15 protein-coding genes are annotated in these 16223 nt (G+C 47.4%); 4 read left to right on the forward strand and 11 right to left on the reverse strand.

The window, feature by feature from the left end:
• Window positions 1-28: 28 nt before the first annotated feature.
• Complete coding sequence (locus tag MUU47_RS15405) at window positions 29-769, reverse strand: fimbria/pilus periplasmic chaperone (protein ID WP_258989039.1); 741 nt, start codon at window positions 767-769, stop codon at window positions 29-31.
• 75 nt (window positions 770-844) lie between these two features.
• A complete protein-coding gene (locus tag MUU47_RS15410; RefSeq protein ID WP_258989040.1) occupies window positions 845-1438 on the reverse strand; it encodes a fimbrial protein in 594 nt (197 codons plus the stop codon).
• 473 nt (window positions 1439-1911) lie between these two features.
• On the opposite strand from MUU47_RS15410, the gene MUU47_RS15415 reads away from it, so the two are divergent.
• Both MUU47_RS15415 and MUU47_RS15420 read left to right on the forward strand, forming a co-directional pair.
• Window positions 1912-2643 (forward strand): hypothetical protein, encoded by a 732-nt coding sequence (locus tag MUU47_RS15415; RefSeq protein WP_258989041.1) that lies wholly within the window; start codon window positions 1912-1914, stop codon window positions 2641-2643.
• A 114-nt stretch (window positions 2644-2757) separates the two neighbouring features.
• Entirely contained in the window at window positions 2758-3915 is a 1158-nt protein-coding gene (locus MUU47_RS15420) for a 3-phenylpropionate MFS transporter (RefSeq protein WP_258989042.1), read from the forward strand.
• Here the strand turns inward: MUU47_RS15420 and csiE are convergent.
• Entirely contained in the window at window positions 3891-5174 is a 1284-nt protein-coding gene (gene csiE, locus MUU47_RS15425; RefSeq protein ID WP_258989045.1) for a stationary phase inducible protein CsiE, read from the reverse strand. The genes MUU47_RS15420 and csiE overlap by 25 nt on opposite strands.
• Before the next feature lie 122 nt (window positions 5175-5296).
• Between csiE and MUU47_RS15430 the strand changes: the two genes are divergently transcribed.
• Together MUU47_RS15430 and MUU47_RS15435 are read left to right on the forward strand one after the other, a co-directional pair.
• The gene (locus MUU47_RS15430; protein WP_374684756.1) at window positions 5297-5935 is read left to right on the forward strand and encodes a DUF1007 family protein; all 639 of its coding nucleotides are present in this window, start codon (window positions 5297-5299) and stop codon (window positions 5933-5935) included.
• Window positions 5926-6906 carry a nickel/cobalt transporter gene (locus MUU47_RS15435; RefSeq protein ID WP_258989046.1) on the forward strand — a complete coding sequence of 327 codons (981 nt, stop codon included), beginning with the start codon at window positions 5926-5928 and terminating at the stop codon, window positions 6904-6906. The genes MUU47_RS15430 and MUU47_RS15435 overlap by 10 nt, the downstream gene beginning before the upstream one ends.
• Window positions 6907-6970: 64 nt before the next feature.
• On the opposite strand, the gene MUU47_RS15440 is transcribed toward MUU47_RS15435, so the two are convergent.
• The 8 genes from MUU47_RS15440 to suhB all read right to left on the reverse strand — a co-directional run bounded on the left by MUU47_RS15440 (window position 6971) and on the right by suhB (window position 16157).
• Window positions 6971-8377, reverse strand: coding sequence for a KPHS_23130 family T6SS system protein (locus MUU47_RS15440; RefSeq protein WP_258989047.1), 1407 nt, complete (start codon window positions 8375-8377; stop codon window positions 6971-6973).
• A complete protein-coding gene (locus MUU47_RS15445; RefSeq protein WP_374684757.1) occupies window positions 8374-8637 on the reverse strand; it encodes a PAAR domain-containing protein in 264 nt (87 codons plus the stop codon). Before MUU47_RS15445 ends, MUU47_RS15440 begins: the two co-directional genes overlap by 4 nt.
• A gap of 8 nt (window positions 8638-8645) precedes the next feature.
• On the reverse strand, window positions 8646-9410 hold the full coding sequence (locus MUU47_RS15450) for a T6SS immunity protein Tli3 family protein (protein ID WP_258989048.1): 765 nt from the start codon (window positions 9408-9410) through the stop codon (window positions 8646-8648).
• A 147-nt stretch (window positions 9411-9557) separates the two neighbouring features.
• On the reverse strand, window positions 9558-10322 hold the full coding sequence (locus MUU47_RS15455) for a T6SS immunity protein Tli3 family protein (RefSeq protein WP_258989049.1): 765 nt from the start codon (window positions 10320-10322) through the stop codon (window positions 9558-9560).
• 10 nt (window positions 10323-10332) lie between these two features.
• On the reverse strand, window positions 10333-12432 hold the full coding sequence (locus MUU47_RS15460) for a T6SS effector phospholipase Tle3 domain-containing protein (RefSeq protein WP_258989050.1): 2100 nt from the start codon (window positions 12430-12432) through the stop codon (window positions 10333-10335).
• Complete coding sequence (locus tag MUU47_RS15465) at window positions 12425-12646, reverse strand: hypothetical protein (RefSeq protein WP_258989052.1); 222 nt, start codon at window positions 12644-12646, stop codon at window positions 12425-12427. The genes MUU47_RS15460 and MUU47_RS15465 overlap by 8 nt, the downstream gene beginning before the upstream one ends.
• A 20-nt stretch (window positions 12647-12666) precedes the next feature.
• Window positions 12667-14964: a type VI secretion system Vgr family protein gene (locus MUU47_RS15470; RefSeq protein ID WP_258989054.1), complete on the reverse strand. Its 2298-nt coding sequence runs from the start codon at window positions 14962-14964 to the stop codon at window positions 12667-12669.
• A gap of 386 nt (window positions 14965-15350) precedes the next feature.
• A complete protein-coding gene (suhB, locus tag MUU47_RS15475; RefSeq protein ID WP_110508899.1) occupies window positions 15351-16157 on the reverse strand; it encodes an inositol-1-monophosphatase in 807 nt (268 codons plus the stop codon).
• Between the last annotated feature and the right edge of the window lie 66 nt (window positions 16158-16223).

Genomic DNA, 16223 nt, shown 5'->3' on the forward strand with positions numbered 1-16223 from the left:
GAGTTTGCCATCCTGCAATTTGCAATGATTATTGAATATCCGCTATTCCTGTCATGACGCCACCAAAGTCATTAATCGCTGACCATTTCACTTTCCAGCCTTGTCCAGCTATTTTTTTACCAATAGGGAAGTTGGTGATTTTTTTTGCTTCAGCCAGATTACCGTTTACAGTAATAGACTGATTATTGTTCGTTAAGGTAAAGTTATTAAAAGAGATGCTATAAGCAGAATTATTCGTCACTTGTAACTTATTTTGATCGATTTTCCATTTTACCTGTTTTGGTGCTTCTGCCGGTAAACCTGGTAATCCTTTCGGGCGGAAGAATACTTTCACTCGTGTACGAAAGGCGAGTTGTAGCTGACTTTGGGGTTGGGGTGTTTCTGCACTGGCCGTGGTTTTCACTTTGGCGGGAACTTCTAACACGCTTAACCAGAACACACTTTCACGGTCGGTAGGTAAAGGCTGCTTGGTGTAAACCATCCTGAGGGTCTGTCCCTGGCCTGCATCAATACGGGAAACAGGAGGGGTCAGAATAAAGGGGGTGTTAATTTTTTCTGCTGCTTCACCTGGATTGCCGGTATCGACCCACGATTGGATAAGCGACGGTTTTTTACCTTTGTTTTTCACCTGGATGTTAATTTCACTATCTGCTTCATTATAAACATAACGCGTGCCAGACAGTACGATATCAGCCTGTGCAATATTCGAAACGAGCAATGTCGCGCCGATGAAAAATGATACAGCTGTTTTTTTAAATACAGTACCCATCTTTTATGTTCCGGATTTCTAACGAACAAGAAACACCGCAATCCGAATAGTAACTCAGATTGCGATGCTATTTATTTAAAGATAAGAAACACTAAAGGTCATCATGGTTTCAAAAAGACCAGTGGTCACTACCGGGTTTACTTTGACGTAGCGTACGCTGAAATCTTTAGTGTAAGTTGTCGCTGGGCCAGTACCAGAAGATGCAAAAGCACTTACCGCGCTACTGTTATCCAGTGCAATCGGCGTAAATGTTGTTGCACCTCGTTCACCGATTGCCAGGCCAACACCTTGAGAAGCGGTAGAACCACCACTCTGGCCGAGATAGTTATTGTAGGTGTTATACGTTGAGTCGCCATAAATGCCAGATTCCAGCGTCACGTTAACACCGGTTTTCCCGGTCGGTAATGTACAACCCGCAAGGTTAATGGTGAACGTTGCGGAATCTTTTGAATCAGCATCACCCACGGAGAGGGCGCTAGCATCTGTCAGAGAAATATCATTTACATCGACAGTGGCAGCGGCATTCTGGCTGGCAATATCGACACCACAAGTGCTGCTACCCAACACTGAACCTTTAAACGTCACGGTTCCATCCATTGCAGCAGCAGAACCACTTATCGCCAGGATACCTGCTAACAGCCCATATTTAAACTTAAACTTATTCGCCATTATATATTCCTTTAATACAATGTTGAGGAGAAAGTGCTCGGTCCTATTCATCTGCGCCGTCAATAGCTATGACAAGAGTCATAATGATATTTTATTGAAGAGACAGAGCGAGAAATATCATACCCTTTTTCTTGTGGTGAAATTAGCATTTCATTGCGGTAATTACTAAATGATATATTTTGATTTTGTAAATCGACTCAAGAACATGAGATGGTGCCATTCATTGAATATTCCAGTTACAGGCTGTCGAACTCTTATAAATTAAGGGGGTGATTTTTTATCTACGCATTCCGGTGAGTAAACATTTTCTGTGGATTTTGTATATCTCATTGTGCTATCGTGTATTTCGCCGCGTCAATAATGCATGAGTTATATCTTGTTCTTATCCCTGATTATCTGAACCGAGTAGGATGCAATAAAGTAAAGTGTAGTAGGTATAAGAGGGGGGTACCATCATATATAATGGAGTTATTATGGGAAATGGAAGTTTTAAAAAAAAAGCGCTGCCAATTTTAAATGATGCGATGTTTTATGCACGCTCCAGATTGCCGCTAAAATCGACAAATAAATTTTACCCTGATAAGCGTGTGATAGACAAATGGAAGATAAAGGACCCTAAGCGTTATTCTCTGCATACCGAATCAATGGATACGGAAAAAATTAAAAAGCTCAATGAGTTGCGAGCGCTTCGCATGAATCCAGCACAATATTGTCAACGGCTTGATTCCGATTTTAATCGAGGAATTAAAAATGCCGGGAATTGTGGTGAGAACGCCATGTTGGCATTCTCCTACTTGAATAAACATGTAAGTGAATTGCAACGCCACGCCAAAGATCCTGTGAGAATATTAAGAATTTATTTGGACATGCCTGTCGATCATTGTTTGGTGTTAGTGGGGACCTTTCCAGATAAGGGCTCTGCACAGTTACTCGAAAATACATTAATTTGTGATCCGTGGACCAAAATCGTCTGCCCTCTGAATATATATACTTCTTTATGGAAGGCAAAAATGAAAAAATGGTCTGGGCGTGGTTTAAAAGGAGTTCACGGTGGTCAAACCTATGATTTTTACGAAGATATCTGTACGAGATACAGTATCTATGCGGGTCGCGCTAGAATAGATGAAGAAGCGATGCATGGGATTGCAATGCCCGTTAACGAGAATGTTCGTTATTCATTGATGAACCGTAAGGTATTTTCCTGATATTTTATTTGTATTTATTGCTACACACTGTTCATCAATCACATTCCCGTTTCTTTCTGTCTTGCCAGCCAGTGCGTTTGCCGCCAGACTAGCGCCACCATTTGGGAGGGGATCATGGTCTTGCATTCCACGCGCTGGCTGGCGCTCAGTTATTTTACCTACTTCTTTAGCTACGGCATTTTCTTACCATTCTGGAGCGTGTGGCTGGCTGGCACGGGCCTGACGCCGGAAACCATCGGCGTGCTGCTCGGTGCGGGTCTGGTGGCGCGTTTCCTCGGCAGCCTGCTGATTGCGCCTCGCGTCAGCGATCCGTCACGATTAATCCGCGCGTTACGCATCCTGGCGTTGCTGTCGCTGCTGTTTGTCCTCGCCTTCTGGACAGGCACCAAAGTGGCGTGGTTGCTGGCGATGATGGTGGGCTTCAACCTGTTCTTTTCACCGCTGGTTCCGCTGACGGATGCGCTGGCAAACACCTGGCAAAAGCAGATAACCATGGACTACGGTCGCGTGCGGCTGTGGGGCTCGATTGCCTTCGTGATTGGTTCGGCACTGACCGGCAAGCTGGTGAGCTTGTTCGACTATCACGCGATCCTGGCGTTGCTCAGTATCGGCATTGCTTCGATGCTTATCGGGATGATGATTACCCCGTCGATTCAGCCGCAGGGGGAAGCCCGGCAGCATGAGGAAAGCGCAGGCTGGCCCGCGTGGCTCTCTCTGGTGACGCAAAGCTGGCGTTTTCTGGCCTGCGTGTGTCTGTTACAGGGCGCACATGCGGCGTACTACGGCTTCAGCGCGATTTACTGGCAGGGCGCCGGGTATTCCGCATCGGCAGTGGGCTATTTGTGGTCGCTGGGCGTTGTGGCCGAAGTGGTGATTTTCGCGGTCAGCAAGAAAGTGTTCCGCCGTTTCGGCGCGCGGGATTTACTGCTGCTCTCGGCATTCTGCGGCTTGATCCGCTGGGGTATCATGGGTTGGACGACGGAATTGCCGTGGCTTATCGTCGCGCAAATCCTGCACTGCGGCACCTTCACCGTCTGTCATCTGGCGGCGATGCGCTACATTTCCGCCCGTCAGGGCAGCGAAGTGATTCGTCTGCAGGCGGTCTATTCCGCCGTCGCGATGGGCGGCAGTATCGCCATCATGACCGTCTTCGCCGGATTCCTCTATCAGCACCTGCACCAGGGCGTGTTCTGGGTGATGGCGCTGCTGGCTATTCCCGCGATGTTTATCCGACCGAAAGTGACCGCTCAGCCAGGCGCTTCCAGCATCTGACAAATATGCTGTCGCTGCCGCTCGCTGAGCGGCTCCCCGGCGTGGATAAGCGGCGGGGAAAACAGCGGCAGTGCAAGCGTGTAGGGCGTGACGATCAGCGCCACGCCTTTCGGTGCGCCTTCTTTCTCGAAAGCGTGCAGCGTCTGGTATTTGATGTTCAGCGGCAGTAGCGTCAGTTCGCGCAACTGCTGTTCGATTTCCTGCTCAAGCTGCGGATTGTCTCCGGTCAGCAGCACCACCTGTTTTTCCTGCAGGTCACTTTCCTGCATCAGCCACGCGCCAAAAATCACCGCAATCAGGCCCATCTCTTCATCAGAAATACGCAGCGCGTACTGCGATTCAAACTCGGTCAGCGCCTGCTGAGTGGTGCGCATCAGGCGCGGATAAAGGCGCTGTACTTCTTCCGGCAGGCTGTTATCAATCCCGACGCCGTACAGGCAACGGTTAATCGCCTGCGCCAGATGCACATACAGCTGGTCGCGCAGTCCCCGACGGTCGCTGAACTGCCGTCCGGAAAGCTGTTGGAAACGGTCAATCAGCTGGTTAATACTGCGATAGAGTCGCACTTCCTGAGTGTGATGGTCACGTTTCGGGTCCGGCACTTTCAACATCATAAACAGCATGGCGAGGAACAGGTGTTCCTCAGGATGGGCGTTTTTCAGGGTCCGGCGCTGCCAGTGACGGGCAATTTCTGCTGCCACCTGATACTCAGCGCTGGCCTGCGCCCATTTGCGTTGCCCGTCGTTAAATACCGGTGATTGCTGCGGCTGCTGTTGCAGCAGGCAATATTGCAGGTACAGGCTGAGAAAGGCGGCATCGCGGCTGTCGAACTGGCGCTGCAGATTTTGCCCGCAGCGATTGACCAACGCGCGAAGGTTGGTATCGTCATACAGGATCCGCGAGATACCCGATTGTTTAAGCTGTGTTTTGAGTGATGGGGTAAACTGCCCGCGGATAAACCCCGGGCACAGCCGCAGGGCACGGCGCAGCCAGTGGATCAGGCATAAGCGCTGGTCAAGTGTGGTGCCTTCAATCCGGTAGCTGCCGTCTGCAAGCGTCACGATGTTGAGTCGATGATAGCGCTGGATGACGTGACGTATTTCGGCGATATCCTGGCGGGCGACAGCGTCATCAACGTTGTTCACCCGGCCTATCGCCTCTGGTGTCACGGACTGCCCTGGCAGATACAGCATCAGCAGGATCTGACAGCGGCGCTGTGGACTGGAAAGCACAGATGGCAGTTCTTGCACGGTCATCATCTGTCAGGTTCCAGAAAGGTTTTTGATAAGAATAGCTAAAGGATGACGGCGTGAAAGCCAGACGGGACGCCTTTGCGCAAGGATTGCTGGGGTCGGTCACAGAATTTTTCACTGAGGATGCAATGACGAGAGTGAAACCGGGCATGGTTCTGGCTTTTGGCGCGCTTTTATCGTGGCAGGCGTCAGCGCACCCGCACAGTTTTATCAGCATGCAAAGCCAGCTGGTGGCAAGCGGTGGCCAGTTGACCGCCATTACTATGCGCTGGACGATGGATGAAATCACTTCCGCAGATTTGCTCTATGACGCGGGTAATGCCAAACCGGGGGATGAGGTCTGGAAACGTCTGGCGGCCGAGGTGATGGCGAACGTGCTCGGCCAGCACTATTTCACCGAGTTCTGGCACGGTAAGCAAAAGGTGAAATTTGAAAATCGCCCGACGTCTTACGGGCTTTCCCGCGAAGGACATAAAGCGGTGCTGACGTTTACGCTGCCGCTTGCCACGCCGCAGCCACTCGCCGGGCAGACCTATCAGTTTTCGACCTTCGACCCGACCTATTTTGTCGATATGCACTACGACAAAGACGCGTACGTCACGCTGCCCGCTGATGCGCCAAAAGGCTGCAAGCTCAGCGTGCACACCCCGAAACCCAATGAAGATTTGACGAATTATGCGCTGTCGCTCGACAAGGCCGATGCGCCGCCCGAGGATATGGATTTAGGTAAACAGTTTGCTCAACAGGTGACGCTGACATGTCCGTAATCTTTCCGGTAGCTAAGCGCCCACGCCGCTGGCTACAGCTTTGGCCTCTGCTGTTGTTTCTGATTGTGGCGCTGACGGGCGGGGCCTGGCTGTGGCACGCCTGGCCGCAGGTGTTGCTGAAAAGCATTATCTGGCAGCGGGAGCTTAATCAGCAGATGAGCGGTCTGTTGCAGGCGGTGGCGGAGGATCCCACCAAAGCGGGCGGTTCGCTACTGGCGTTCAGTTTCATCTACGGCGTGCTGCACGCGCTCGGGCCGGGGCACGGGAAAGTGGTCATCACCACCTGGCTTGCAACGCATCCGTCGAAACTAAAATCGAGCATCGGCCTGACGCTGATGGCGTCTTTATTACAAGGACTGGTGGCGATTGGCCTGGTCGTTGTGGTGTTGACGCTATTGGCGCTACCTGCGCGCCAGCTGCATCTCAGCAGTTTCTGGCTGGAAAAGGGCAGCTATGCACTGGTCGGCGTGCTGGGATTGTTGCTGTGCTGGCGGGCGCTGAAAAAGCTGCGTCAGATTTTACGCAAACCAACGTTTACGGCGTTTACTCCGCATCATGAACATCATGCCAACTGTGGTTGCGGGCATCAGCATATGCCTGACCCGAAACAAATGGAGAACGGCAACGACTGGCGCGCGCGGCTGGTGATTGTGCTGTCAATGGGGATGCGGCCCTGTTCCGGGGCGATTATGGTGCTGTTATTCAGTAAGGTGATTGGGGTATTTAGCTGGGGGGTAGCGTCTGCGCTGGCGATGGCGGCGGGCACATCGATAACCATTTCATCGTTGGCATTGCTGGTACACAGTTTCCGTCAGCTGGCGGTGCGTTTAAGCGGCAATCGTGCGCCGGTTATGTGGCGGCAAATTGGCTGGACGACGCTGGCATTTGCGGGTGGCGTGGGACTGGTGGTTGCGGCGCTGGTGATGTGGCTTAGCGCGGTGCCGGAGGGCAGGGGGTTGAGACCGTTTTGACGTTGCCGGATGGCGCTGCGCTGATCCGGCCTACGGGTCGCGTAGGCACGGTAAGCGCGTTTTTTTATCTGTAATTAGGATGGGAAAACCCAAAGTCTTTATGAATCATCTCTATAAACAAGTGAAAGCTGTACATTAATGTGACTAAAATAAAAATTATCATCATCATTAAAGCGCCAAAGAAAAGCCACGGCGAGTTTTCAGCAAAGCTGGATGGAACCAGATCTACAAAAACAAAGATGAACGGAATGACAGCTAAGGCTATGGTGAAAAAGGCATAAAATATCACGTCAAAGAAGTAGGGTTCATTCCAGTACCCCGGATTTTTGGCCGTGACTAAACCAACATGAACGTTATCAGCCTCCGAGGTCGCGATGATTTGATGCCCCTGTCCGTGCTCAGTCGCGTCAATCGCAAGGGCTAACAGCGTCCAGTTCTGTACATCAGAGCCTTGTCCTGTAACCTTCTCTAACTCATAACGGCTGTCTGCCAGTATTCCTGTCTTAGCATTATCTACCTCACCGTATAATATGAATTTAGATTGTTTATCAAGTGAGCTGGTCCATAATCGCCTAATCTTCTCAATCTGCACCTGTTTAGCTGAGAGATAGGCATTGACTGTTTTAGCTAAATGATAATTTGTGCTGTTCATCATTCTTAGCAGGTACGCTGGCTTATCATTTTCATTCAACATTCGCTGATCGGTAAATACAAATACATGAGCAGTTTCGTAAAAGTCAGAATTATTTTCGTCGTGTAGTTCAATGGTGATAAGAATATTATTCTCTCTCATTTCCTGATCTATCCATTTATTAACAGATGAATAGTCCGGGCATTTATCCAGAAAATGAATCGTCCCAATTTTATCTACGGTTATTTTTAGTTTGCTGAGTGCATCTATAAATACATCACGAATTGATTCATCGCTATTCTTTACATATAACCATGTCTGGAAAGGATAACCCCCACGGGATAGTGAATCCTTTACTGGTTCAATAAGCTGGAAAAGGGTTTCGGCAATCCTTGAACCATTCATTACATCATATTCAATATTTATTTTAAGTGGTGTGGCGGGACTTATCAGCGCTTCCCCTTCCAGTTTTTGTATTTTTAATGACAAGTCTGGAACAGGTGACAACGATGAATGGTTTAATAGCACCAGCGATTCAATTGCCCACGATTGCCAGACATGCTTCCCGTAGCTTTCAAGATTATTAGCATAGTGAAATGGAAAAGAAAGCATTCTGCAAACGGCAGCAACCATGCACCACAATCCAAAACATACCATCGCAGGGATTGTAAAAGCATTAAAGAATAAATCATCAGTGACTTTCTTATCCTGTGGCCAGGTTAATACATTATACGTAATAAAAAGGACAAAGATGATTACACATGCTGTCAGTATTATCTTGTAAGGAAATTTCACAGGTGACGTATAGTCACTTTCCCCAGGAATAACCCATTTTTTCATTTTCTAGACCCTGCCGTTGGTAATGTTGTTTTGATGGCACAGCCACACGCTGCCTTGCAGTCGTCAATAACCACGCCTTTACCGTACATCCTCCATGTAGGATCAAATTCAATTATGGGGAATGTGCCTTTATGTAGCGCACATATGACGGTATCACCCTGTAAGGCAACAGCGATCCCCATAAATTTGCTTCCTGATGCTTTGTTAACATACCCGCCGTGCTCCAGCGGATCGTTTAACCGTATGACTCCGTTCATCATGCTTTTCCTTAGAGTCCTGCTCGAATATTACATTGCATATGATCCCAGCCTTTATAGTTTTTCACTTCTGGCTCTTTATCTGGTAAGTTTTGAAAATTAGCTTTGTTTCCATCAACTAAATTTCCCAGTGATTGTTTCATAAACACGACGGTTCCCCAGGCACTACCAGGTGATTCGGGTCTTATATGTGATTTCACATACTCGCCCTTTAAATTGTTTTTATTGGCGGAATATAGGTAATAAGTATCATCAAACCAGGTGAAGTCAATCCCAGGACCTCCCGGTTTCAAACGGGGATCTTCAAAGGGATAGGAACTCATATATAAATGACCTTGTGAGGTTGTAATGAATGCCTGATCGTTAACAACAACAATTCTTTTTATTTCTTTACCTTCTGGTCTGTCTCTATTAATACCTTCAGAGTCTAGTTCCACTGTGCCGGATGCGGACATGTAATTAGCCACTCCCCATGTTTCACCATGGTCTTTAGACATTAAATAAGCTGTTGGCTCCCATCCAGGGATGAAAATATACTTCTCAGAAGGGTGTATATATGTATGCGTAAAAATTCTAAAAGATACGAACTTATCATCTATCAATTCTTTGTGAATATTTTTTTGAGTGTCGTGATACCAGAGTGCACCTTCACAATAATACCCAATCAATTCCAGGTAGCGGTGATCATCATAGCGATAAACTACCTGTGATGGTGGTTTGTTAGTGCCTGAACAGGCCACTAACAAAAGTGATAATATGAAAATGTATTTCCTCATGACTTCCTCCTTAAAAATTCAATGCTTTTGGCATTTTCCATTGAAGATTAGATTCTTCTCTATTATGAATTTCATTGCGCATCGCAGGTCTGGTTGTTGTGGTGTTGTATGTCACGTTATGTATGCCTCCGTTCATCATGCTTTTCCTTAGAGTCCTGCTCGCATGTTACATTGCATATGATCCCAGCCTTTATAGTTTTTCACTTCTGGCTCTTTATCTGGTAAGTTTTGGAAATTAGCTTTGTTTCCATCAACTAAATTTTCCAGTGATTGTTTCATAAACACGACGGTTCCCCAGGCACTACCAGGTGATTCGGGTCTTATATGTGATTTCACATACTCGCCCTTTAAATTGTTTTTATTGGCGGAATATAGGTAATAAGTATCATCAAACCAGGTGAAGTCAATCCCAGGACCTCCCGGTTTCAAACGGGGATCTTCAAAGGGATAGGAACTCATATATAAATGACCTTGTGAGGTTGTAATGAATGCCTGATCGTTTATCACTACAACCCTTTTTATTTCCTTGCCTTCTGGACTGTCACGCATAATACCATCGGAGTTTCTTTCCAGTGGGGGAGACGAGGCCATATAAGTAGCTACCCCCCATGTTTTGCCATAATCTTTTGATATTGTATAGGCACCTGGTTCCCAACTTGGAATAAGAATGTATTTTTCAGATGGGTGAATATAGGTGTGTGTAAATATTTGATATGATGCATACACACCATCCGCCAGCTCTTTATGAATGTTCCGTTGAGTATCATGATACCAGAGCGCACCTTCACAATAATAACCAATCAATTCCAGGTAGCGGTGATCATCATAGCGGTAAACTACCTGTGATGGCGTTTTTTTAGTGCCTGAACAGGCCACTAACAAAAGTGATAATATGACAATGTATTTCTTCATGACTGCCTCCTTACACATTCAATGCCTTTGGCATTTTCCATTGAAGATTAGATTCTTCTCTATTATGAATTTCATTGCGCATCGCAGGTCTGGTCGTAGTGGCGTTATAATACTCATTGACCACACCAAATTCCCCAGAGGGTAAAATTAATTCTGGATGATTCATATGTTTTTTTGTCTGTTCATAATCAAACCGTCCAGTATTATAATACTCTACTGCATAAGGAAAGAGGCTGTTTTTATTTCGCCAGTCAGCACGCTGTAATAATTCAATCCAAAATGCACCGTACCTGAAATCAAATGCCTTACATTTCCCGACCGCCAGATCAAACACCATGGCTTTTTCAGGTACATCTTTAGACGCAACGATAGAGGAATGCTGGCTGTAACCAATCGGATCTGATTGCATCCACTCCTTCTCCAATTCTTCTGGTGTTTTGGCCGAGGTCAACTGAACCATTTTATGGTTATGACCGCTATCAAAAACCTCACCTTTTATATAGTTTTTATGGTGTTCAATAGAGAACATCTTCAGTTCAACTGGCGCTAATTGATGCCCTACAGGTAAATTATCAAAACCCAGCCAACTAAGGTTTTTAACCTCAACCTCGCTACGCTTGAGAGCATTTGCTTTTGCTGAAAATGAAATGGTCTGATCTGGAGATTCAGGATCTAGAGGGGATTTATAATCACTGTCTGCCCCCTGTAAGGTATGGTTAAACGGCACGGGCAACTGCTCACCATTAATAACCACATCAGAATAAACATATTCTTTGGTTTGTGCCGTGTCTTGCATAAATGCGCCTTTTTTTATTCCTGGCATTTCAAAGGGAGTACTTAATGGGCTGGCGCCAATTAAAGGTCCATTTTCACAGAATACACGCTGTCTTAAATTACTCAGGCCGCCCGCTATGTCTTGTGGTATTCCGCGCCATCCAAAACCCTGTACGTTCATTAAGGAGACTATACTGTCATTCGGGCAAAAATAATTATAGACCTTGCCAAAGTTATTTCGCTTGTATAAATCATTACTGCTCCATTTTGAGTGTGTTTTACTCAATCCGCTACAGCCTTCCAGTTCGTCAATTTCTGCTGCCGTATGTAACCCACTTAGGTTGTATTTTGGATTGGTTTTCATCAGATTGCAGAAGTTTATAAACGTCTGCTGTCTGGCTCGGTCTGTTTGATGATGCCCGTCAGTCAACCCTTCAATGACCGTATTTACCAGTGCATACGGCGAATGATTCAGAATAACGCAGTCTGCCGGGTCTACTCCCGCTTGCTTAACCAGCATATTTGCCAGCATAGTGATAATCGTTCCCTGTGAATGGGCAACGATATTAATCGGGTCAAACTGAGTAGGGCCGTTTCGTCTGATCGTCATAATCAAATCAGCAAGGCGCTGTGCGGCAAAGAACTGATAGATGCGGTGAGGGTTATCATAAATAGGGTGAGTGTAATCGCCGCTGTTCATGTGCAGTGACATAAACCCTGCCGCGCCGGTCATTAATCCGCCTGCACCAGGGCCGAGCATGTCAGGGATAGTCGTTGTCGCGTTTGCAAAAGTACCGCCGCCTTTGGCGTACACATCATCCAGCACGTTGCCAAAATTATCATTGCTGTATTTTAATGTCGTTGACGAAATATGGCCTAACTTTTCAAGTCTGGCTTTATCATCTTCCTGGTACGCGTCATACGCCAGCTTTGCGGTGCTGCCTAACTTGTCTACTTCAGCCCGGTAACGGCGCTGGTCTTCAATATACGTCGCATGATCGACAGGCTTATAGCCCCAGTAGAACGGGATAACAGGACTACGGCCCGGCTTCTTAATCTGCTGCTGCTCGCCGTCACCCATGTCCATCTTGAACTGATGCCATTCATGCGCAGACATATCTGTTCGGCCCATGCGCTCATTGAGTCCTTTGATAATGCCTTCTTCCTGATTTTTGTACGCCTCACCGACATCATTTACGCCATGTACAAGAATGACGATACATGGCATCGGGCGTTTAATCCCGACATTGCATGTTTCCATTCCCGGCCCGGTTGATACAGGCACACCCTGAATGTTGGTGGCAACGACACGCTGATTAAATGGGCTATTACTCATCGTGGAAAACCTCCATTTTAAAATCATCCATTTCTGTTAATTGTAATAACGGCGTCAGGCCATCATCATCGGTAACACCTTCAATGACGTCACCATTCGATTTTGTTATTTTGAATTTGGTGTTTTTAATAATGTCGCTGGTACTATCGTCGCTATGCAGTTTAATACGCCTGTTGAACTTGTCTTCTGTAAATACAGGGACCTTATCCGTCATTGATTCCGGGCCGCTCCAGTCTAATTCCACGCCCTTAAGCTGCACTTTGCGGGAGAAAATATTTTTACTGAACCATCTTCACTAATTCGAATTCCGCCACCACCACACATTAACTGGATATTCTTTTTAGCGCTCACGGTGACATTCCCGTTCATACTCTGGATATGAAAATCTCTATCAGATAACATGCCCATCTCTCCGCGTTGGGCCTGCACGGATATATCATCTTTAGCGGCAATGATTTTAATCCCGATAGCCCTGGAGAAAAGAGACAAGCCTTGCCCGACCGCGAGCGATAATTTTTTAAAGATGTTTATGCTGCCATTATTAGATGCATTCAGTGACAGGTCTTTACCTGCTGACAGGGCAAGCGTTTCCGGGGTGACATGTGCCATCCCTTTATCGGCATAAGCCACCAGCCCCGGTTGTGTGAGCTGGTCAAGCATGGCATTAAGCTCCTGCTGTGGCCCGGTATCAACGTTAAATGCCTGCGCTGTGGTCGCGCTTTGTTGTAATGATGTCGCAAGGGTCAGCGCACTCTGTAGCTGTTCTACTACGGCATTCATATCGAGCTGCTTGCCCTGCGCTTTCACCTGCGGGTCAGTTGTCAGCATTATCCCTTTCGCGGCCCGGACGATTGCCCGGTCGTCAGTGCGGAGTTCTGCACCTTCACCGCGTTGTTTACCTGCTGCGTCTACCAGGTGGCCCATATTGAGCTGAGTCTTTGCATACTCTGTACTGAGCTTGACGTGTTCCTGCCCCCGCTTATCTTCCATCCTGAGCTTATTCAGGCCCGCCGTTCTGATAACGTTGCGGGTGTTGTTGCGGCTGTTTACCAGATCAGGTTTCGGGGCGTGGTGGAGAGCATGCGCAATGTAAGGCCGTTCGGGATCACCCCCTTCGAATGCGATGGCGACCTCAGTGCCCTGAATAAGCGGAAAATGATGGCCATACGTATCACCTGCATAAACCCGTGCCAGTCGAACGGGCATACTCTCGTAGCCTTTCTCCTGTTCATCGATGTCAAAATCAAACTTAACCCAATAGCGGCCCTGTACGTCGATATGGCTATAAAGGTCATTGCTCTTAGTCGATGAAACGATAGCGGGTACAGTGCCCATTATACGAGGGCGGGGTACTGGCTCCGGGCGAAAGCAAACTGATTCACTGTACGGGATACCTAATAGATCAGCTTGTAGGGCGTTATCACGTTTGGCTGTAACCACCAGTGCTGTGACAACAAAACCCGCGGTAAACGCATCCGGGATAGTTCCTTCTATCTCAACAACCATTCCCGGTGTGATCAGCGGGCTTGTGGTATTCCCACTTAAAACCGCCTGGTTATTCAGTAAAATTTCATGGTGAAGTCGGGCATAGAACCAGCTTGATTCGCCGGAGTGTGTTTGTTCGAATTGCGATCCGGTTTCATGGTGAATATCAGCGTAGCGATAGTCTGTACCGTATGTGGTGCTGTCTTGTCTGGTAACATCGGCTTCTACATCCAGGATCTGTGTATTTGGCAGCCGATAATCAAAATTCTTTGCCTGGACGCCAGCTGACACGACGCGATAACGCGAAACGAGCTTGTCTATTGAGTAGTCTTTACTGGTTAATCCGGCGTGGGAGGCGTGCAAAATCTTCTGATCAAAGATGTACCGGTTTTGCGAATCGCTGAATATGACAACGATGATATCTGGATGGTCTTTATGATTCTCAAAGCGGAACCAGATCCCAACTTCTGATAGTAAACGGCTGATAAATTTCAGGTCTGATTCACCCCACTGCACGATCATTTCCCGGTCGGGATAGATACAGAGAAGTCTGTCAAAGTCGATTTCATAACCGTGAAAATGATGTTCTTTCAGTATCTTTGTTACCAGTTCGGGAACATTGGTATTGAGATAAATGGCCGAACGTTTACGCCTCTCTAACAGAGCTAGCTTGTTATCCAGTGTAATTTCATACAGTGATTCATCTGCTGATGTGCTGATAAGAGAAAAGGAGGTGACGACACCTTCCAGCTGTCTCTCTACGAGCCATTTCTCTTCACCAGGAATGTATTTACTCCAGCTATGATTAGGCGCTCTTATTTTGAATGATGCGGGGAGATTCAGGATTGATTCACGAGGGATATCTTTTATTGGTGAAGTGAATCTAATTCGGTAGCTATAGGGTTTACTGAGACTTTCTATCCCTTCAAACGATTCCACATCTAGCTCTTTGATGGCGTCGTTAATATTAATATTTAATATGTATTTGTTTATATTGTCGTCAGGTTTGAGATCTAAGAGATTATAAAATCCATAGCCATTACTCATTTTGCATCCTTTGCAAAGTAATTACGTCATCATTGATGACTAACTTTATGGCTCTGAAAAAAATGCGCAATATATTATTTGTAAATTAATAAGTGAGGGGGGGCATTGAAATAAAATCGATGTTATTTGAAGGGTGAGCGTTGTTAGTTAAAGCTTCTCTTAATAGCACTGAATTACTCAGCAATATATAAAAATTGTTTTTATTAACACAGATTTAATCACAAGAAATATAACTGGTGGTTGCGGCGGTGATGATGTGGCTCAGTGCGGTGCCGGAGGGCAGGGGGTTGAGGCCGTTTTGAGATTGCCGGATGGCGCTGCGCTTACCGGGCTAGTGGTCGCGTAGGCCCGGTAAGCGTGAGCGCCACCGGGCTTAACAAACAGAATTAACGCTTCAGCGCTTCGCTCAGTTCATCACGCATGCTTGCCAGCATCGCTTTCACGACGCGTGGGTTGCCTGCCACGATGTTACCGGTAGACATGAAGTTATGACCGCCAGTGAAATCACAGACCAACGCACCGGCTTCACGTGCAATCAGCTCGCCTGCTGCGAAATCCCATGGCTTCAGGCCCAGTTCGAAGTAACCGTCAACGCGGCCCGCAGCCACATAGGCCAGGTCCAGCGCAGCGGAACCGGAGCGGCGGAAGTCAGCGCACTCGGTGAACAGTTTACCCAGAATATTCATATAAGCCGGAGCGTGCTGTTTAGCTTTGAACGGGAAGCCGGTCGCCAGAATGGTGCCGTCCAGATCGCGGGCATTGGTGCCGCGCAGACGGTAGCCGTTCAGCTGTGCGCCCTGACCGCGGGTCGCAGTGAACAGTTCGTTACGCATTGGATCGTAAACCACAGCCACTTCAGTACGGCCTTTAATGCGTACGGCAATGGATACAGAGAAATGAGGAAGACGTTTTACGAAGTTGGTGGTGCCATCCAGTGGATCGATAACCCATTGAACATCCTGATCTTCGCCTGCTACTTCGCCAGACTCTTCGGCGATAATAGTGTGCTGCGGGTAAGATTTACGGATAGTTTCGATAATAATCGCTTCTGCGGCTTTATCGACATTCGTCACGAAGTCATTGCTGCCTTTCTGGCTGGTTTCTACGGAATCTGGGGTCTCGTAGTGCTTGGCAATAACATTACCCGCCTTGCGCGCTGCGCGCACGGCGATGGTCAACATAGGATGTTGCATCGGTCACTCTCACTGGATGTTAAAGAACGGGAAAAACGGCGCACATCATAGCAGCGAATTCGGTTT

Origin of the sequence: Scandinavium hiltneri, from assembly GCF_024764835.1 — a bacterium.
GTDB lineage: Bacteria > Pseudomonadota > Gammaproteobacteria > Enterobacterales > Enterobacteriaceae > Scandinavium > Scandinavium hiltneri.